Here is a 19,793-nt window from a genome sequence, read left to right on the forward strand (position 1 = left end):
GGGGGGTATGCCCTCGGAGCCGCGCGCCGGGGGAGGATGACGGCATGGGTGAGCTGGGTGTCGGCATCGGCTGGCGGTCCGAGATAGACCTGACCGTGGAGCGGTTGCCGGGAGTGGACTTCGTCGAGGTGGTCGCGGAGAACCTGCACGACGACCACCTGCCGGAGTCGCTGCGGATCCTGCGCGAGCGCGGGCTGCCGGTGCTGCCGCACGCGGTGTCGCTGTCGCTGGGCGGCGCCGACCCGGTGGAGACCGAGCGGGTGGAGCACCTGGCGGCGGTGGCCGAACTGGTGGACGCGCCGCTGGTGAGCGACCACATCTGTTTCGTGCGCGCGGGCGGGCTGGACTCCGGGCACCTGATGCCGGTGCCGCGCACCCGGGCCGCGCTGGACGTGCTGGTGGCGAATGTCCACACGGCGCAGTCCATCCTGGGCGTGCCGTTGGCGTTGGAGAACATCGCCGCGTTGATCCGGTGGCCGGAGGCCGAGCTGACCGAGGCCGAGTTCCTGACCGAGCTGGTGGATCGGACGGACTGCCTGCTGTTGATCGATGTGGCCAATATGTGGGCCAACGCGCGCAACCTCGGCGAGGACCCGATCTCGCTGTTGGACGGCATCCCGCTGGAGCGGATCGCCTACGTGCACGTGGCGGGCGGCGTACTGGTCGACGGCGTCTACCACGACACGCACGCGCACCCGGTGCCCGCGGAGGTGCTGGACCTGTTGGCGGAGCTGTGTTCCCGGGTCGACCCGCCGGGCGTGCTGCTCGAACGCGACGACCGCTACCCGGCGGACTCGGTGCTGGACGCGGAGCTGGCCGCGATCCGCGCGGTGGTGACCCGGTGAGCCGGGCGGAGTTGGCCGCGGCGCAGGCGGAGCTGCTGCGCGCGGTGCTGGCGGGTGGACCGGTGCCCGCCGGGTTCGACGTGGACGCGGTGCGGGTCGAGGCGTCGTCGTTGTTGGCGAAACGGCGGCGGATCGTGGCCCAGCTGGGTCCGGAGGTGGCCGCGGAGCTGGGGGACCGCTTCGGGCCGTTGTTCGACGAGTACGCCGACGGCAACCCGCGGGCGGCGGGCTCCCGGTTCCGTGCGGACGCGGAGTCGTTCGCCCGCTGGCTGCGCGAGCGCGGCGAACTGGCGCCTGAGCCGCGTCGGCGCTGGTGGCGGCGGTGAGCCCGGCCGGGCGGGGCGGATCACCCCGCCCGGCCGATCGGGCTCAGCCCTGCGGCGGGGTGATGACGGCGAAGATCGCGCCCTGGTCGTCGGCCACCAGCGCCTGCCTGCCGTATGGGGTGTCCATCGGCGGCTCGACGACCCGGCCGCCCAGCTCCTGCACCTTGACCAGCGCGGCATCGGTGTCGGCAACCTGGAAGTAGGTCAGCCAGTACGGGGCCTCGCCCGCGCCGATGGCCCCGACGCCGCCGATCGGGCGCTCCTGGTCCGCTGCCAAGTGGACGGTCGCGTAGTCGAAGCCGCCCTCCAGGTCCTGGAAGGAGTAGCCGAACACGGCCGCGTAGAACTCCTTGGCCTTGGCGAAGTCCGCGCTCTTGTGGTCGTTCCACACGATGGCGCCGGGCTCGTTGGCCAGGTCGACGCCGGTGTGGCCACCCGCCTGCCAGAGGCCGAACGCGGCGCCGGTCGGGTCGATCACCAGGGCCATCGTGCCCTGGTCGGCGACCTGCATCTCGGGCACCACGACCTGCCCGCCCGCGGCGGTGGCCTTGGCCAGGGTGGCGGTGATGTCCTCGGTGGCCAGGTAGGTGACCCAGGCGGAGGTCTGTCCCTCCTGCAGCGGGCCGACGCCCGCCACCGGCGCGTCGCCGAGGTAGCACATGCCGTAGCCGCCGAACTCCGGGCCGCCGACCTCGACCCGCCAGCCGAACAGGCCGGAGTAGAAGGCGGTGGCGCGCTCGACGTCGGTGCCGAGGTCGACCCAGCAGGGCGTGCCTGCGGGCCAGGCGGTGGTACGGGTGACCATGAGACTTCCTCCAGTACTCGGGGGTTCCGGTCCGTTCGGGGACGGACCCGGCCACGCTAACCCCGGGCACCGACAACGGCCGGTCACGATCGGGTGGTCGTTCGCCCGATCGGGAGCATCGATATGGCCACGACCAGGCGCGCCACCGCTGGATCGGTCGACGGGTTCCCGCCACTGGACACAGTGGACGGATCGGCACCATGGCCGGTGAGGGCCGGTGAACAAGATGTACCCGGGGCAGCGCGGTGCGCCGGACGATCATCCGCGGTACCTGCTCGAAAGGCACCGATTCCCACCTGTCGGTACCCGTTCGACGGCCCGAGCGGGTACCGACAGGTCACGATTAAGTGATCGGACGCGCCGCCGGGACCGCGAACGGTCCACGACCGTGTGCATCGTTCCTGGACCGATCGGCACATTCCCGCCGTATACGCCGAAAAACGCGCTCCGGGCAATCAGCCGAATTCCGCCAAACCGGCGCGCGGTTGGCGGATTGCCCGGCGCGGCGCGGGCCGGCTAGCTTCCGTGCGCACCGCGGGGCCGGAAAGTCCCCGGGAAACCGGAAACGACCGATGATCCGCCCCGTGGCCGTCCGACGGATCGGAGGCTCATTGCGCACCCGCGTCACGACCATCGCCGCCGCCCTGGTACTCGGTGCCCTGCCCGCGGCGGCCCCGCAGGCAGCCGCCGCGACACCATCTTCAGACCACAGCGGACAGACGGTCACCCTGATCACCGGTGACCGCGTCCTGGTCCCGGAGTCCGGTGGCAGACCCGCGTTGCTGCCCACCGCGGGCCGCCGGGTCGAACACCACATCTACACCACCCGCGACGGGCACACCCACGTCGTCCCGCGCGACGCGATCCCGCTGTTACGGACTGGTCAACTCGACCCGCGGCTGTTCGATGTCACCGCGCTGGCCAAGGCGGGCTACGACGACCGCCGCGCCGACCTGCCGTTGATCCAGACCGGCCCGACACCGCGCCTGGCCGGTATCCGCGCCACCCGCGAACTCCACTCGATCGACGGGCACGCGCTGTCGGTCGACAAGGCCGCGCTCGCGAACACCTGGCAGGCGCTGACCGCCGCGGGCGGCAAGGTGCTGCTCGACGGCAAGCGCGCGTTCGCGCTGGACCGCAGCACCGGCCAGATCGGCGCGCCCGCGGCCTGGCAGACCGGGCTCACCGGCACCGGGGTGAAGGTCGCGGTCGTGGACTCGGGTGTCGACGAGACCCACCCGGACCTGGTGGGCAAGGAGATCGCCCAGGCCGACCTCTCCCCCGACAACGACCCGGTCGACCGGCTGGGCCACGGCACGCACGTCGCCTCGATCATCGCGGGCGGCGGTCCCGGCTCCAAGTACCGGGGCGTGGCCAGTGGCGCCCGGCTGCTGGACGCCAAGGTGGGCGACCGGACCGGGAACGTGCAGGACTCGTGGATCCTGGCCGGGATGGAGTGGGCCGTCGCGCAGGGCGCCGACGTGGTCAACCTGAGCATCGGCGGCCTGGACGGCGAGGGCATCGACCCGCTGGAGGAGGCGGTGAACCGGCTCTCCGCTGAGTCCGGTGCCCTGTTCGTGGTCGCGGCGGGCAACGAGGGGCCCCGCGCGGGCACAATCAGCAGTCCGGGCAGCGCGGACGCGGCGCTGACCGTCGGCTCCGTGGAGCGCGACGACACCGTGTCCCTCTTCTCCAGCCGCGGCCCACGCGTCGGTGACGGCGCGATCAAACCGGACATCTCCGCCCCCGGTTCGGGAATCGTCGCGGCCGCGGCAGCGGAAGGGCGGATCGGCGATCCGGTCGAACCTGGTTATGTCCGGCTGAGCGGCACGTCCATGGCGACCCCGCACGTAGTGGGCGCGGCGGCGTTGGTGGCGCAGCAGCACCCGGATTGGAACGGCGAGCAACTCAAGGCGGCACTGACCGCGTCGGCCACCCCGACAGCGGGCGCGACCGTGTTCGACCAGGGCTCCGGCCGGGTGGACGTCGCCAAGGCGATCACCCAGACACTCACCACCACGCCGACGTCGGTCAGCTTCGGCCGCCAACGGTGGCCGCACGACAGCGACACCGCGATCACCCGACAGCTCACCTACCGCAACACCGGCACCGCGGCCGTGACGCTGGACCTGACCGTCGACGCCGCGCGGGCGGGCGTGTTCACGGTCTCCCCTGCCCGGGTCGTGGTGCCCGCGGGCGGCACCGCGACCGCGTCCGTCACGGCGGACACCCGCCGGGCTCCCGCGGACGGGACGTACTCGGGCTCGGTCGTGGCCACCGGGGGTGCCCGGCCGCTGCGCACCCCGGTCGGCGTCGACCGGGAACCGGAGAGCTACGACCTCACCCTGCGACACACCTTCGCGGCCGACCGGCTGCTCAGCATCGTCGGCCTTGACACCGACGTCTGGATCACGCGGATCGAGTCCACCGACGTCACCAGGCTCCGGCTGCCCAAGGGCCGGTACGCCATCTCTGACGTGAACTTCGACGCCGAGAACCGGCCCACCTACTTCTTCGGCCCATCGGTGCCGATCACCGGCAACAGTGAACTGGTGGTCGACACCCGCAACTCGTACCCGGTGAGCATCACCCCACCGGACAGGTCCGCCCCGCTGGACATGGCGTTCACCGGCTACGAGTCACGATCGGCGTCGGGCGCCGCCGCCTCGGGCACGCTGTCCATCATCGACCTGGCCGCGCTGCGCGTCGGCCAACTCGGCCCGGACGCGCCGAAGGGCACCTTCACCTGGGCCGCGGGCGCGTACTACACCAACCCCACGGAGTCCTACGCGCTGACGTGGTTCCTGGGCGAGTCGGTGCCGAAGGACTTCCACCGCACCGTGCGCAAACGCGACCTGGCGACCGTGCACACCTCGATCGCGACCCCATTCCCCGACACGACGATCGTGCGGCGGATCTCGGCCCAGCCACCCGGCGGCGCCCAGTACGGCGGCGTCTACCCGTGGCTGCACGAGACCGGCCCGGAGGTCACGGAGCACTACAACGCGGGCGACCTGTCCTGGGTGGCCGACAGCATCCTGGTGGTCGACCCGCTGTACACCTCGTTCACCAGCGAGGCGTTCCGGGTCCGCCCGGGCGAGACCACCCGCCAGTACGTGAACCATGGCGTGTTCGGACCGGCCCTCCCGCGCAATACCGTTCCGTGGGCGGAACGGTACCGGGACGACATGTTCATCGGCATCGGCCTGTGGGGAGACTCCTTCGGCAACGCGGGCTTCAGCCAGACCACCTCGGCCCGGAGCACCCTGTCCCGCGACGGCAAGGTGATCGGCACCTCCGACCAGGCCGGTGGCCGCTACGAACCGTTCCACCTGCCACCCGGGCCCGGTCGGTACACATTGGACACCACGGGCACCCGTGACCCCCGCTTCCAGGTGAGCACCACGGTCGCGGCGACGTGGACCTTCCAGTCCGATCCCGGACAGGCGAAGGTACCGCTGTCGGTGGTCCGATTCCACGCGGTGCTGGACGAGAGCAACAGCCTGCCGACGGGGAAGTTCTGCATCCCTGTCTCGGTGCAACTGGAGGACGGTCGGGCCGATCGACCTCGCCGCCTGGCCGTCGACGTCTCCTATGACGAGGGCCGGACGTGGAAACCCGCCCGACTGCTGGGTGGGTTCCTGCTCCTGCTCGACCATCCGTCCAACGCGGGCTCGGTCTCGCTACGCGCCACGGCCGAGGATTCCCGTGGCAACACGGTGAAACAGACCATCACCCGCGCCTACCTGCTCAAGAAGCACTAACCCCGCGAAAGCGCCCGCCGGGTGACCGGCGGGCGCTTTCCTCTGCACGGATGAACCTGTCCTACTTGCCGAGCAGAACCAAAGAGGTCCACCACACATCGCGTCTTCCCTGGATATCTGCCGTTTCGCTGTGGTGTATTGCTCTCAGCCCCAGAGGTTCTGCCAGGGCAATGGTTTCGGCTACGGACACGTCGAACATCCGGCGGCCGGGTGGGACCGGGCCGTGACGAAGGGTCAGGATCACGCGGCCACCGGGTGCCAAGAGAGTGGCAAGCCTGCCCATCGCCGCAAGACGTTCAAAGTCGGCCAAGTGCATCCAGACCGCGCTCAGCAGTATGAGGTCAAAGCGGCCTTGGATTGCGCCGAGTTCCGGGAGCGAGTCGTCGAGCCATTCGATGGCGGTGCCGTGCAGCGATCGGCCGATCTCGCGGAACTCCCGGGTCGGTTCCACAGCGGTGACGGCATGCCCACGCGCGGCCAAGGCGGCCGCGTCCCGGCCGGTGCCAGCACCGATGTCGAGCGCGCGGCCCGGGGCAGCGGGGAGCCAGGGCAGGATGGGGGCATGGACGGACTCGAAGGTCACGTTCTCGTACTGGCGGGCCAATGACACGGCGGCTTCGACGTAACCGGCGGCGCTCGCTACCTGGTCCGACATGTCACCACCAAGCCGCGGGATCGGTACCGGGCATTCCCGGGACGCTGGACCAATGCGGTGGCGAGCCGGGCAGTTCACCGGGGAAACGCACGTGCCGGATCCGCCCCCACGGACTATCCACTTCGGACAGATATGCGTCGATCGGTGCATCGAGCTCGGAGGATTCGATACGGCCCAACGAGGTCAACCAGTGCGCGGTCCGGGCCAGCGACACCCGAACGTGCCAGGTGCCGCCTTCCGTGGCGCGGCGGCGCAGGGCGGTGAGGACTCCGTGGGCGGCGAGCCAGCCGGTACCGTGGTCGAGAGCCTGCGCGGGAAGCGGGATGGGAGCCGCGTCGCCGCGATGGGCGATGCCGGTGGCGAGTTGGACCAGGCTGTCGAAGCCGCGACGGTTGTGCCAGGGGCCCGTGTGGCCGTAGGCGGCGAAAGTCACCAGGATCGTGCCCGGCGGGGCGTCGGCGGGACCGAAACCCTTAGCGGGCAACGAACCCGGACGGAACGACTGCAACATCACATCCGCGTCCGCCCACAGCTCATGCAGGTGAGCGCGCGCCTCGGCAACCCTCAGATCAAGGTGCGCGGTGCGCTTGCCGAACCCGTTGTCGATCACCACCGGCCGCATCGTCGGCAGGTGCGCCGCGCCGACGTGCAGCACGTCCGCCCCGTGCGCGGCGAGCGTGCGCCCGCACACCGGACCGGCGATCACATGCGTCAGGTCCAACACCCGCACACCCGCGAGCGGCCGATCGGCAGGCGGTAACGGCCGCGGCGGGGCATCCGCGACCCGTTCGAGCGAAACCAGTTCCTCTTGCGCGACGGCGATCCCCTGCGGATGCCGAGCCCACTCGGCAGGCGACCGCAGCGCCGCCGCCGCTCCCCCGGCCGCCACGACGGCCTCGGCGACTTCCTCCGCCGCACGCCCGCCGATCGCCTCGGCGACATCGTCACCGAGCGCCGCGTGGGCCGCCGCCTCGTGATGCGGGTAGTTGCAGTGCAACCGCACCCACCCGTCGACGGCCCGATAGTCGCGCGACAGCGGTGCCCACGTGTCCCCCGGCGAGGCCCCGTCGACACGCAAGTGGCGTTCGCTGCGAAAGGATTCCGCGGCGTGCCGGATGTCCACCGAGACCTCGCCGGGCTCGGTTCCCCTGTCCCGCAACAGATCCCCGGCGGCCCGCGTCACCCGGCCGACACAGGTCTCGGCCAGGTGCGCCACCCGATAGGGACCCGCGAGGACCCGTTCCGTCACGGCAGGTTGGCGATCAGTTCCGCGGCGGGCACCCGGGTGCCGGTGTAGAACGGGATCTCCTCGCGCACGTGCAGGCGCGCCTCGGTGCCGCGCAGGTGCCGCATCAGGTCGACGATGCGGTGCAGCTCGTCGGCCTCGAACGCCAGGATCCACTCGTAGTCGCCCAGCGCGAACGAGGCCACCGTGTTCGCCCGCACGTCCGGGTAGTCCCGCGCCTCCTTGCCGTGGTCGGCGAGCATCTTGCGGCGCTCGTCGTCGGGCAGCAGGTACCACTCGTACGAGCGCACGAACGGGTACACGCAGATGTACTTGCGCGGCTCCTCACCCGCGAGGAACGCGGGCACGTGACTCCGGTTGAACTCCGCGGGCCGGTGCAACGCGACCTGACTCCACACTGGCGCGGACGCGCGCCCCAGCGCCGTACGCCGGAACCCGGTGTACGCGGCCTGCACCTGCTCGATCTCCTCGGCGTGCCACCAGATCATGTAGTCCGCGTCGGCCCGCAACCCGGCCACGTCATACACCCCGCGCACCACCACCCCCTTGCCCTCCAGCGCGTCGAGGTACTCGGTGGTCTCGGTCGCAGCCGTACCCCGGTCGTCGGGCAACCGCCCCGGCTCGATCCGGAAGACCGACCACATGGTGTAGCGGATGGTGTCGTTGAGCTCGGTGTAATTGAGGCGGGCCATACCCCCATCGTCCCACCCCGTTCCACCCGGGCAACGGCGACCCGCGTCACTTGTCCACAGCCCGTCCGGAGTTGTCCACAGCCCCCGCGCGCACTCTTCCGCCCAGGTCACAGCCCCGATAGGCTCAGTACAGGGACCTGGCCCCAGGGCGGGCGGGGTCCGTTCACCGGGCGGCTTGTGGATCTTGAAACGAAGATCGCCAGCGTCTTCGCCCTCCCCACGAGCGATTCCCGTGCACACACGGGATGTCCCATCCAAGACAACGTTCCATGCGCAGCGCGCGAGGCTCTCCCCGCATGCGCGGGAATCCACTTCAACGCGAGCGCGACCCCCAGCACCCGGCCGACGAAAACCGCGCCAGGGAACAGTTACACACGCCTCTCCCGCCCATCCCCGACTTCTCACCCGCACTTGCGGCCGGTCGGCCTGCCCCTCGCCGACCAGACCAGTCGACGTCGACACCATCCCGGCCCCGCCCCAAGGTTGTCCACACCCAAGATCAACTCTCATCCGGGTGAGCGTTTCCCCAGGTAGAATGGAACTCGGGGGTCCCCCACGAGTTGTCCACAACCTCCTGAACGATCCCCAGCCCCACACCACCACTTGACGAGCCCCCTGCCCGCGGCTCCTGTGGACCGCTCCGCGCACAACCTCATCTACCAGCGGTAGCGTAGAAATCCGGGGATCCCCTGCGAGTTATCCACAATCCCTCGAACAGTCCCCAAGCGCACGGCGACAGTTGACGGACCCGCACACCACGGCCCCTGTGGACAGCCTCGCGCGCGATCTCCGCTGCAGGCGATAGCGTGGAAAACGGGGGATCCCGGCGAGTTGTCCACAACCCCTCGAATCCATCCACAGCCCCAACCGCACCACTTCCACCGCTCTGACCTGCACAGATAGGCTCACGCGCGGGCCAGCCCCCGGGTGGGAGGGGCCAGGAGCACGAGATGATCTTGAAGTGGTCAGGCGGGGGTGAGGTGGGTGGCGATGCGGTGGGCGGCCGCGTCGGCGGTGGCGATGCAGGCGGGGAGGCCGACGCCGTGGAGGGTGGCGCCTGCGACGGCCAGGCCGGGGTGGGGGGCGATGGCGTGTTCGATCTCGGTGACCAGGTCGGCGTGGCCTGCCGCGTACTGCGGCAGTCCGCCGCCCCACCGGGTGACCAGCGAGTCGATCGGCGGGGCGGTGACGCCGGTGAGTTCGACCAGGTCGGCGCGGACCAAGCGGACGAGTTCGTCGTCGTCCGCGCGCAGGGCGCCGGGGTCGCCGTGGCGGCCGACCGAGCCCCGGACCAGCACGGTCTCGCCGCCGAGGTGGGACCACTTGGCCGCGGAGAAGGTGAACGCCTTGACCGCGAACGGGCTGCCGTCGAGCCTTCGTTCGCCCGCGCCGAGCAGGATGCCGGAGGTACCGGGGAGTTCGGTGCCCTCGGGCAGGGCGAGCGCGACCACGGCCATCGACGCGACCTGGACCCGGCCGTACGCGGCGGACGCGGCCGGGACGACGCCGTCGAGAAGCTTGCGGGCGGCGGGCGCGGGCACGGCGAGCACCACCGCGTCCACGTCCAGCACCGCGTCGGCGGGTTCGTGACCGGGGGCGTTGGCGCCCAGGGTGAGTCGCCAGCCGGTGTCGCGCCGGGCGAGTGAACGCACGGGGACGCCGAGTCGGATCGTGGCGGCGCGGGCCAGCCGGGTGATCAGGGTGTCGAGACCGGTGGTGAGCGTGCCGAACACCGGCTGGCCGGTCGGCTTGGGGATGGCGGTCGCGGCGGCCTCGGTGAGGGTGCGGGCGCCTGCGTCGAGAGCGCCTGCCAGCGCGGGCAGGGTGGCGCGCAGGCCGAGGCCGTCGACCCCGCCCGCGTAGACGCCGCCGAGGAGAGGGTCGATGAGGCGGTCGGGGAGTTCGTCGCCGAACCGGGCGCGGAGCAGGGGACCGAGGGTCGCGTCCCCGTCCAGTTCGACCGGCGGCAGGTCGCGTTCGGCGGCGACGCGGCGGGCGCCTTCCGGGCTGAGCAGGTCGGCGACGGCGTCGGGGTCGCCGGGCACGCCCATGACCGTCCGCCCGGGGATGGGCCTTGTGACGCCGCCCGCGCGCACGGTCGAGCGTGCGCCGGTCGGGTGCGTGACGTCGCCGTCGAGGCCCAGTTCCGCCAGCAGCGCGGTCATCTCGGGGCGGCGGACCAGGTAGGCCTCCGCGCCGACGTCGTAGCGGCGGCCCGCCAGCTCGGCGGTGCGGATCTTGCCGCCCAGCCGGTCGGTCTGCTCGACGACGGTGACCTCGGCGGTCGCGCCGAGCAGTGCGCGCAGGCGGTGCGCGGCGGCCAGGCCGGAGATGCCGCCGCCGACGACCGCGACCCGCACCGGGGTCACCGGCCGGGCGTGTGGGTGTGGATGAACTCGACGGTGCGGGTGATGGCGTCCCGGTCGGTCTCGGGGAGGACACCGTGGCCGAGGTTGAACACGTGCCCCGGCGCGGCGCGTCCCTCCCCGACGATGCGCGCCACCTCGCGGCGGATCACGTCGTCGCCCGCGAACAGCGTCGCCGGGTCGAGGTTGCCCTGCACGGCGGCGCCGGGCACGGCCGCGGCCGCGACGTCCAGCGGCGTGCGCCAGTCGACGCCGACGACGTCCGCGCCCGCCTCGCGCATGGCGGCGAGCAGGTGGCCGGTGCCGACACCGAAGTGGATCCGGGGCACGCCCACGTCGGCGAGACCGGAGAGGACCTTGCGCGAGTGCGGCAGCACGAACTCACGGTAATCGCGCAGCGACAGCGCGCCCGCCCACGAGTCGAACAGCTGCACCGCGTCGACCCCTGCCGCGATCTGTGCGCGCAGGAAGCCCAGGGCAATGTCGGCCAGACGGTCGAGCAATGCGTGCCATGTGGTCGGTTCGGCGTACATCAACGCCTTGGTGCGCTCGTGGTTGCGGCTTGGACCACCCTCGACCAGGTAGGACGCCAGGGTGAACGGCGCGCCCGCGAACCCGATCAGCGGCGTTTCGCCGAGCGCGGCGGTCAACAGCCGCACGGCCTCCGCGACCGGCTCCACCTGCGCGGTGTCCAGTTCGGGCAGTGCGGCGACGGCGGCCGCGTCGCGCACCGGCCGCGCCACGACCGGCCCGGTGCCCGCGACGATGTCCAGGTCGACCCCGGCCGCCACCAGCGGGACCACGATGTCGCTGAACAGGATGGCGGCGTCGACCCCGTGCCTGCGGACCGGCTGCAGGGTGATCTCGGTGACCATGGCCGGGTCGAAGCAGGCCGCCAGCATCGGCGTGCCCGCCCGCAGCGCGCGGTACTCGGGCAGCGAGCGGCCCGCCTGGCGCATGAACCACACCGGCACCCGCGACGGCACACCCCCACGCGCGGCGACCAGGAACGGGGCTTCGGGCAGGCTCCGGCGCGCGGTGGCCTGGGAAATGAGTTCAGTCATCGCGGCCCCATGTTCCCACGCCCACCCGGTCGTTCCCGCACCTACCGCGCGAGTCACACTGTCGGTTGCCCGAAAGCGCTCGGCGCGCCCTCCCCGCTCACCGACTCGGGTGGTCCTACAGTTACCAGTCGTGACCGGAACGTCCACCGCGCCTGAGCTCTTCACCCAGGCCGTCGAGGCGCTGAAGTCGCTGCGACCTCGACCGGAGCTCCAGCTCGCCGAGGTCCGCCCGCCGCAGCGGCTGGCCCCGTGGGCCTACGCGCTGACCGCCGAGGCCATCGGCCCGGCCGAGGTCCAGGCCACCGGCAGACTGATCCTGCTGCACGACCCCGACGGCCAGGAGGCCTGGGACGGCGTGCTGCGTGTCGTGGCGTACGTACGTGCCGAACTCGACGCCGAGCTCGCCGACGACCCGCTCCTCCCCAGCGTCGGCTGGTCCTGGCTCACCGACGCCCTCGCCGCCTCCGCCGCCGAGTTCACCGCATTGGGTGGCACGGTCACCGACACCTCCTCCGCCCGCTTCGGCGACATCGCGGGCCCGGCCCGCACCGACGACCTGGAACTGCGCGCGTCGTGGACACCTACCGGCGGACTCCGACCCCACGGCGAGGCCTTCTGCGACCTGATGGCCAGCGTGGTCGGCCTACCACCGGTGGGCGTCACCCTGTTCGAACAACGCCGCGGCGGCGAGTGACAGCCTGGCTGTGCGTTGATCTGTCCTGCTTGGTCTCTTCGGGAGTTGTCCACACGGCTCTGGATTCATCCACAGGTCTCGTTCGGGGGGTATTGACAACTTTCATGATCGCCTAGCGTGCCTTCTTGGTGGCCCGCCCCCTGGTGGGGCGGGGCCTGCTTGCTCGAAGATCCATAACACGGTCACGTTGGTGACTCCCGGCGGGACCGGCAGCGACAGGGTGGCCCCGGCCGCGGCGGACGGGCCGTCCGCGGGCATGAGGTGCCCGAGCGAGTCGGGCCGGGCGGACTTCCGCCGCGCTCTGCGCTGGGGCGGACCAGAGGTGTCGAACCACCGGGTCGAGTTCATCGCCCGCATGTCGCGAGTTGTCCACAGGCAAGATCATCTCGGCTGCGGGGTCGCGGGTTTTCTCGGTAGAATGAAGATATAGGGGATCCCCTATCGAAGGGGACCTTTGCGGGCGCGCGGGCTGGGGTCGAAAAGGCTGGGGCGGCGACCATTCCGACGATCGGGATCATCGCGGTCTTCTGGGCTTACGGGGCTCAAGCCGGTCTGCGCGAGGATGTCGGCCCAGGCGCCGAGTTCGGGGATCCCGTAGCGCCAAGGCAGTGGGCCGCCCCCTGGCGGCGAGACAAACCGGATCGGGTCGGCGAGGCCGAAAAGGACGGGGGTGTCACCGGTACCGGTGACACCCCCGTCGTCAGTCAAGCGTTGCTACCGGCGGTGCTCCTTGGCCAAGCGGGCCGAGCGGGTGCAGACATCGCCGACGTCGACTGTCTGGGCGCGGTCGACGTAGACGTCTGTCAGGCCGACCAGGCGGCCCTTCTTGTCGGTGCAGGTCAGCTGGTAGGGCTCCTTCGGGCCCAGCGTGGTCGGCAGTGGCGACGCGAAGTCGACGGACACGTTGGCGTAGTCGTCGGTCTTGGTCGGGTCGGCCTGGGCGTAGTTGACCAGGACCGCCGTGTAGTCGCCGGGGGGCGGGTCGAACAGCACCGCGCGTTCGGAGGTGGTGCCGCCGCTCGCGGACTGCGTCACGATGGCGCCGGTGGAGTCCAGGATGTACATGTCCCAGTCGGTGGCCGGGTTGGTCCAGGCGATCGAGACCGTGAAGCGGCCGTTGTCCACCTTGGGCATGCCGTCCACGTGGAACGGGACGCGTTCGGCGGTCGTGTCGACGGGCCAGTTGGTGTTGATGGCCGGGACGCCCGCCGGGTTGGGCAGGACCACGTTCGCCTGGGCCGGGCCGCGTGGGGCGCGGCCGTAGCGGCCCGCGATGTAGGGGCGGGTGGACGGGTTGACCGACCAGCTGAAGCGGCCGCCGGTGGCGGCGAGCTTCGAGGTGATCGTGTCGGTGACGTAGATCGGCGGCAGCGTGGTGCCGTCGGACTGCTGCACCGGCGAGGTCGGGGTCTGGAAGGACTTCCGCAGCTGCAGCTGGTAGCCCTTGGGCGCCGAGCCGATCAGCGTGGAGTGCGCGGCCGGGTCGGCGGCGTTGCTCAGCATGTCGATGAACGCCTGCCGGTTGCCGCCCTTGCCCGCGCCGGTGGCCGGGGCGAGGCCCGCGTACTCGGCGATCACGCCGGCCTCGTACGGCGGGTGGAAGCCGACCGTGCCGATCTCGAAGGTGAAGCCGTAGCCGCCGGTCGCCCAGTAGGACCAGTCCTCAGTGGACCCCGTGGTGTCGTAGAGCATCCAGGACGGTTCGCTCTTGTAACCGTTGCGGGAGGCCATCTTGTCGCCGAGGGCCTGGTAGGTCGGCTCGTCCAGCGGGGGCCGCACGTCCGCGACGCCAGGGACGCGCAGGACCAGGCCGGAGTAGGTGTGCAGGGTGATCAGGTTGGTGATCTGCCGGGTCGACACCAGCGAGCGCACGTTGCGGGTCTCCGGCTCGGAGAACGGCGCGGAGCCGCGGTAGGTGTCGACGTTCCACAGGGTGCTGGCGCCGTTGCCGCCCCAGAAGCCCGCGTAGTTGCGGTTGGGGTCGGTGCCGCGGGAGCCGCCCGCCGGGTTGGCCTTGCACACGCCGGTGCGGTACTGCGCGGGCGAGTCGTTGACGTTGCAGTTCTTGCGCTTCATCTCGTAGTCGAAGCGGGAGAAGTCGCCCTTGGGCTCGGCCTCGCGGGAGATGGAGAAGCCGTCGGCGTTGACCACCGGGACGATGATGTTGCGGGTCTTGCCCACCAGCGACCGGATCTCGCCGCCCGCGCGGTAGCCCTTGACCAGCTCGTAGGCCCACTCGATGGCGTGCTCGCCGGAGGGCCACTCGCGCGCGTGGTGCACGCCAAGGGTCAGGTTGACCGCCTTGCCGTCGGCGGTGTTGTCGACGTCCGTGGCGATCTCGATGCCGTTGACCTCGCGGCCTTCCCAGGTCACCTCGGGCAGGGTGAACGCCTTCACCAGGCCCGGGTTGGCGCGCGCGAGCTCCTTGAGCTCGTAGTCGTACTCGTAGAGGTGCCGGTAGCTGGTGCGCCCGGACGGCAGCGCGGACGACGTGGCGGTCGCGGCGAACGCGCGGTCCTGCTTGGCGTTGGCGATCGACTGCCCGGACAGGTCCGCCTCGACGACGGAGGAGCGCAGTCCGCTGCCCGCCAGCTTGGCCCGGTCGGCGTCGGTGGCGATGACGACGTCGACGCTGGTCGCGTCGCCCTTCTCGGTGAGGTCAAGGTCGAGGCCGAGGAGCCGGTCCTTGTCCTGGCGGGTCGGCGTCTGCACGCGCACGACCTGGGCGGGCTTGGTGGGCTGCCCGGTCTTGTCCAGGGCGAGGAAGTCCACGCCGAGCCGGGTGGTCTTGGCCGGGCCCGCGTATCGGCAGCCCTGCACGACCAGCTGCTGGCCCTTGGTCACGAAGCTCTCGGCCAGCTCGGTGGCGTGCAGGCCCGCGGAGGCGGCGACCACGGCGCCGGTCTTCTGGTCGAAGACGGCCAGGTCCCAGTCGCCGGAGGTGTCGCCGATCGGGGTGAGCCGGGCCTGGAGCAGCCCGTCCACGCCGGAGGTGAGCTCCCGGCGGTCGGTGCCGCGGGTGCCCGCGGGCAGCAGCTTGTCGTGGCAGGCGCGGGTGACGGCCGCGTCCGCGCGCAGGACGTTGTCGGCGGCGGTGGCGGGGGTGCCCGCGGCCGCCACCAGGCCGAGGGCGACCACGCCGGATAACCCGGTCGCGGCCGCCAACCGCCAGGTCCGGACCCGTCTCGATCTTGAGCTCACGCTCGTCTCCTCCCAGAGCCGGTGCCCGTGCGGCGCACGGACGAGCGTGACGCTAGCCACCGTTAACCCCAGGGAATGTGGTTACCGGTTGCCAGTTGGGAGGCGGCGGAACGGGGTTGCGCCGACGGGTCCACGACGCGCGTCGGGCGCTTGAGGGGCTCTGTCCGATTACCGGACGCTCAAGAGAAATTACCTTTTGCCAGTTATCCGGCCGCGCGCGCCACCTCTTCGGCCGAACGCAGCACCCGCAGGACGTTACGCCCCGCTACCTTCGCCAGGTCGTCCTCGCTCCAGCCGCGGTCCAGCAGGGCCCCGAAAAGCGTCGGATACCCGCCGACGTCGGCCAGTCCCTCGGGCAGTTCGGCACAACCGTCGTAGTCGCCGCCGATGCCGATGTGGTCCACGCCGACGATCTCGCGGGCGTGCTCCATATGGGCGATGACATCGGCCAACGTCGCTTTCGGCTGCTCGTGGCGACCGTCCCAGGTCGCGTGGAAGCGCTCCCGCTCGTCGAGGTCGGCGTGCTTGAGGCCGACGGCGGCCATCTCCTCGGCCATCCGGGCGTCCCAGTCGGCGATGGCCGTGGAGACGAACCGCGGCACGAAGGTCACCATCAGCACGCCGCCGTTGCCCGGGAGGCGTTCGAGCACGTCATCGGGCACGTTGCGGGGGTGGTCGGTGACCGCGCGGCAGGACGAGTGGCTGAACACGACGGGCGCGGTGGTGGTGTCCAGGGCGTCGGCCATGGTGGTCGCGGCGACGTGCGAGAGGTCCACGAGCATGCCGAGCCGGTTCATCTCGGCGACCACCCGGCGGCCGAAGTCCGACAATCCGCCCACGCCGGGCTCGTCCGTGGCGGAGTCCGCCCAGCTTGTGTTGTCATTGTGAGTCAGGGTCATGTATCGGACGCCCAGCCGGTACAGGGCGGCCAGCGCGCCGAGCGACTCGCCGACGCAGTGCCCGCCCTCGGCGCCGAGCAGGGACGCCACCCGACCCGAGGCGAAGGCGGATTCGACCTGGTCGGCGGTGGTGGCGAGGGCCAGGTCGGCGGGGTAGCGGGCGATCAGCGCGTGCACCAGCTCGATCTGTTCGAGGACCGCGGTCACGGCGGTGTGCCCGGTATGGGAACAGGGCACGTAGACCGACCAGAACTGGCCGCCGACGTGGCCGCGGCGCAGGCGGACGATGTCCGTGTGCAGGCCGGGCTGCTCGGTCAGCAGGTCGAGGCTCGCGGCGGTGACGTGGGGTTCGGCGCCGAGTCGATCGCGCAGCGCCCACGGGAGGTCGTTGTGACCGTCGATGAGAGGGGTGCTCGACAGGAGCAGTCCGGCGCGCTCGGTCCCAGGGTTGTGCACTACCCGTGACTCCATTTCATCGCGTAGCGGGCCCGGCCCGTTACGTCACCGACTAGGGACTCACCCGAACGTGTGACCCTCGCGCCCCTGAGTCACAACCCGATCGGATACTTACCCGATTGATCGTCCCGCTAACCCGCTTGGGCGGCTAGGCTGCCTTCGTCGACACCACTTTCGGTCCAACGGCGGCGCGGCTGTTCGGCCGAAAGTCCCAGTGCCGGTCGGGGGGCAACGACCGACTCCAGGGAGGTAGTGACGTGGCTGCCGTCGGCTTAGGTCAGGCCGTTCGAACCACGCCAGCCGGCGCCTTGCCGGCGAACATGGTCCCGCACCCGCGGGAGGAGCTGTTCTCAGTGCTGGTGGTCGACGACCACCCACTGTTGAGGGAGGCGATAGCCGCTCGGCTCACGCAGATGGGCGCGGGCACAGTGCACGAGGCCGCCACGGTGGCCGAGGCGAGAGCGCGCGCACAGGCCACCGGCCCGTGCGACCTGGCGATCCTCGACCTCGGACTGCCGGACGGCAGTGGGATCGAGCTGGTCACGGAGCTGCGCAGCCACGGCTGGCCGCGCATCGTCGTGCTGGCTTCGTCCGACGACCCGTACGCCGTTCGATCGGCCTTCCAGGCGGGCGCCCAGGCCTACCTGCTGAAGTCCGCGTCGCCGGTGGTCGTGACCGACGGGGTCCGGCGAGTGCTCGAAGGCGGCGTCTACGCCGACCCGAGCGTCGCCCCGGTCCTCGCCACGGGCACGCGGGTCCCGGGCACCGACAACACCCCGCGCGAGCTGTCGGCGCGTGAGGTCGAGGTGCTGCAACTGGTCGCGGACGGCCAGTCCAACAAGGAGATCGGCGAGGCGCTGAACCTCTCGGCGCTGACGGTGAAGTCGCACCTGTCGCGGATCGGCCGCAAGTTGGGCACCGGCGACCGGGCACAGATGGTCGCCCTGGCCATGCGGGCAGGCGTCATCCGGTAGACAACAGCAGTCGTGTGGCTGGGCTGGGCATGGCCCAGCCACACGACTGCTGCTGATCTCCGACGTTTGTCACCCGTCGTGCCGTAGGGTCATCGGCCGTGACTATCCCCGGCTCCGGACCCGCCGCCACCGAACCCCCAGCCCCGGTGCTGCTCACCGAGCCAGCCGAGGGCACCCCGGACGTGGTGGTCGACCTCGACGCGCTGGCGCGCGCGGCGACCCGCATCGCGGGTGGTCACGGTCCGATCGCGGTGGACACCGAGCGGGCCTCGGGATACCGCTACTCGCAACGCGCCTACCTGGTGCAGGTCCGCCGTCAGGGCGCGGGCACCTTCCTGATCGACCCGGTCGCGGTGGACGACCAGGTCGACCCCCTGATCGAGGCGCTGGGCGCCGACGAGTGGGTGCTGCACGCCGCCTCCCAGGACCTGCCCTGCCTGGCCGACCTGGGCCTGCGCCCGGCGCGGCTGTTCGACACCGAGCTGGCCGGGCGGCTGGCGGGCTTCGAGCGGGTCGCCCTGGGCACCCTGGTCGAGCTGCTGCTGGGCTACCGGCTGGAGAAGGGGCACGGCGCGGCGGACTGGTCGCGCAGGCCATTGCCGGTGGACTGGCTGAACTACGCCGCCCTGGACGTGGAGTTGCTGATCCAGCTGCGGGAGGCGCTGGAGGACGTGCTGGGCGAGCAGGGCAAGCTGGACTGGGCGCTGGAGGAGTTCGAGGCGTTGCGGGTGGCCGAGCCCCCACCGCCGCGCAAGGAGCCCTGGCGCCGGACGTCCGGGATCCACAGCGTGCGGACACCGCGCGGGCTGGCCTCGATCCGGGCGCTGTGGGAGACCAGGGACGGGATGGCCCGCGAGCGCGACATCGCCCCGGGCCGGGTGCTGCCGGACAGCGCGATCATCCAGGCGGCGTCGGTGAACCCGGCCGACGAGCAGGCCCTGTTGCTGCTGCCGGTGTTCAAGGGGCGGGCGCAGCGGCGGCTGGCCGGGTCCTGGATGCGGGCCCTGCGCGCGGCGGCCCAGCTGCCCAAGTCGGAGCTGCCCGACCCGGCGCCGCCGTCGGACGGTCCGCCGCCCGCGAACCGCTGGGCGGACAAGGACCCGGAGGCAGCGGCCCGGCTGTCGGCCGCGCGCTCGGCGCTGCACAAGATCGCGGAGGACCACCGGCTGCCGGTGGAGAACCTGTTGCAGCCGGACCTGGTCCGACGCACCTGCTGGCAGCCGCCCGCCGATGTCGACGCCGACTCGGTCGCGTCGGCCCTGCGTGCCGGTGGCGCCCGGAACTGGCAGGTCGGTCTGACGCTGGACGCGCTCACCGCGGCCCTGAAGACGACCGCGGCCTGAGTCACCTCGCGATGGTCACCCGGAAGACGGGGTGTCTGGGCGCGGCGCCGCGCAGCACCTCGTCGCTGGAGTCGGCGTTGACGCCGTCGAAGAACTGGCCGACCTCGAACGCCCAGCGCTTCAGGTAGGCGCGCAGGATCTCCGGCTTGTCCGCGTCCGTGAGCTCCTCGGCGGTGAACCGGTCGGTCCGTCTGCCCACGCGCAGCTCTCCCTCGCCCGCGACGCGCAGGTTGCGCACCCATTCGGTGTTGCCGCGCGCGGCGACGAGGTACTGGGTGCCGCTCACGGTGAGCAGGTTGACGGCCGTGGTGCGTGGTTCGCCGCTCTTGCGGCCGCGCACGGACAGCACGCGCGCGCCCCAGACGTTGACGCCTCGGCGGATCAGGAACGACACGAACCGCTGGACCGCCAGCTCGAAGGGGCGGGGGCGCAGGTAGTGGGGCTGGGTCATGGTGTCCTCCTC

At 71.5% G+C, this 19,793-nt stretch carries 15 protein-coding genes; 6 read left to right on the forward strand and 9 right to left on the reverse strand.

Annotated elements, in window-relative coordinates; genetic code table 11:
- Window positions 1–44 precede the first annotated feature (44 nt).
- Both C503_RS0123280 and C503_RS0123285 read left to right on the forward strand, forming a co-directional pair.
- Window positions 45–845: an MbnB/TglH/ChrH family RiPP precursor modification enzyme gene (locus C503_RS0123280; protein WP_018684640.1), complete on the forward strand. Its 801-nt coding sequence runs from the start codon at window positions 45–47 to the stop codon at window positions 843–845.
- On the forward strand, window positions 842–1,171 hold the full coding sequence (locus tag C503_RS0123285; RefSeq protein ID WP_018684641.1) for an SCO6045 C-terminal-like domain-containing protein: 330 nt from the start codon (window positions 842–844) through the stop codon (window positions 1,169–1,171). Before C503_RS0123280 ends, C503_RS0123285 begins: the two co-directional genes overlap by 4 nt.
- Before the next feature lie 43 nt (window positions 1,172–1,214).
- Here the strand turns inward: C503_RS0123285 and C503_RS0123290 are convergent, their stop codons facing one another.
- On the reverse strand, window positions 1,215–1,976 hold the full coding sequence (locus tag C503_RS0123290) for a VOC family protein (protein ID WP_018684642.1): 762 nt from the start codon (window positions 1,974–1,976) through the stop codon (window positions 1,215–1,217).
- A 584-nt stretch (window positions 1,977–2,560) separates the two neighbouring features.
- Here C503_RS0123290 and C503_RS0123295 point away from each other — a divergent pair.
- Window positions 2,561–5,740: a S8 family peptidase gene (locus C503_RS0123295; protein WP_169514598.1), complete on the forward strand. Its 3,180-nt coding sequence runs from the start codon at window positions 2,561–2,563 to the stop codon at window positions 5,738–5,740.
- A gap of 61 nt (window positions 5,741–5,801) precedes the next feature.
- On the opposite strand, the gene C503_RS0123300 is transcribed toward C503_RS0123295, so the two are convergent.
- The 5 genes from C503_RS0123300 to hemE form a co-directional block, all read right to left on the reverse strand.
- Window positions 5,802–6,395, reverse strand: coding sequence for a class I SAM-dependent methyltransferase (locus C503_RS0123300; protein WP_018684644.1), 594 nt, complete (start codon window positions 6,393–6,395; stop codon window positions 5,802–5,804).
- Between the two features lies 1 nt (window position 6,396).
- Window positions 6,397–7,644 (reverse strand): CoA transferase, encoded by a 1,248-nt coding sequence (locus C503_RS0123305; protein ID WP_018684645.1) that lies wholly within the window; start codon window positions 7,642–7,644, stop codon window positions 6,397–6,399.
- A complete protein-coding gene (hemQ, locus tag C503_RS0123310) occupies window positions 7,641–8,333 on the reverse strand; it encodes a hydrogen peroxide-dependent heme synthase (protein WP_018684646.1) in 693 nt (230 codons plus the stop codon). Before hemQ ends, C503_RS0123305 begins: the two co-directional genes overlap by 4 nt.
- A 965-nt stretch (window positions 8,334–9,298) precedes the next feature.
- The gene (hemG, locus tag C503_RS0123315) at window positions 9,299–10,702 is read right to left on the reverse strand and encodes a protoporphyrinogen oxidase (RefSeq protein WP_018684647.1); all 1,404 of its coding nucleotides are present in this window, start codon (window positions 10,700–10,702) and stop codon (window positions 9,299–9,301) included.
- Complete coding sequence (gene hemE / locus C503_RS0123320) at window positions 10,699–11,763, reverse strand: uroporphyrinogen decarboxylase (protein WP_018684648.1); 1,065 nt, start codon at window positions 11,761–11,763, stop codon at window positions 10,699–10,701. The genes hemG and hemE overlap by 4 nt, the downstream gene beginning before the upstream one ends.
- 130 nt (window positions 11,764–11,893) lie before the next feature.
- Between hemE and C503_RS0123325 the strand changes: the two genes are divergently transcribed.
- Window positions 11,894–12,457, forward strand: a complete 564-nt coding sequence (locus tag C503_RS0123325) for a DUF3000 domain-containing protein (protein WP_018684649.1) — start codon at window positions 11,894–11,896, stop codon at window positions 12,455–12,457.
- A 714-nt stretch (window positions 12,458–13,171) separates the two neighbouring features.
- On the opposite strand, the gene C503_RS0123330 is transcribed toward C503_RS0123325, so the two are convergent.
- Window positions 13,172–15,595 carry a M14 family zinc carboxypeptidase gene (locus C503_RS0123330; RefSeq protein ID WP_018684650.1) on the reverse strand — a complete coding sequence of 808 codons (2,424 nt, stop codon included), beginning with the start codon at window positions 15,593–15,595 and terminating at the stop codon, window positions 13,172–13,174.
- Window positions 15,596–15,861: 266 nt separating this feature from the next.
- Entirely contained in the window at window positions 15,862–17,013 is a 1,152-nt protein-coding gene (locus C503_RS0123335; protein ID WP_018684651.1) for a dipeptidase, read from the reverse strand.
- Window positions 17,014–17,270: 257 nt separating this feature from the next.
- Here C503_RS0123335 and C503_RS40510 point away from each other — a divergent pair, with 257 nt between their 5' ends.
- Window positions 17,271–17,987: a response regulator gene (locus tag C503_RS40510; RefSeq protein WP_033400965.1), complete on the forward strand. Its 717-nt coding sequence runs from the start codon at window positions 17,271–17,273 to the stop codon at window positions 17,985–17,987.
- A gap of 98 nt (window positions 17,988–18,085) precedes the next feature.
- Window positions 18,086–19,330 (forward strand): HRDC domain-containing protein, encoded by a 1,245-nt coding sequence (locus C503_RS0123345; RefSeq protein ID WP_156893416.1) that lies wholly within the window; start codon window positions 18,086–18,088, stop codon window positions 19,328–19,330.
- 1 nt (window position 19,331) lies between these two features.
- Here C503_RS0123345 and C503_RS0123350 read toward each other — a convergent pair whose 3' ends face one another.
- A complete protein-coding gene (locus C503_RS0123350) occupies window positions 19,332–19,781 on the reverse strand; it encodes a nitroreductase family deazaflavin-dependent oxidoreductase (protein ID WP_018684654.1) in 450 nt (149 codons plus the stop codon).
- Window positions 19,782–19,793 lie beyond the last annotated feature (12 nt).

The organism is Actinokineospora enzanensis DSM 44649 (assembly GCF_000374445.1).
Classification (GTDB): domain Bacteria; phylum Actinomycetota; class Actinomycetes; order Mycobacteriales; family Pseudonocardiaceae; genus Actinokineospora; species Actinokineospora enzanensis.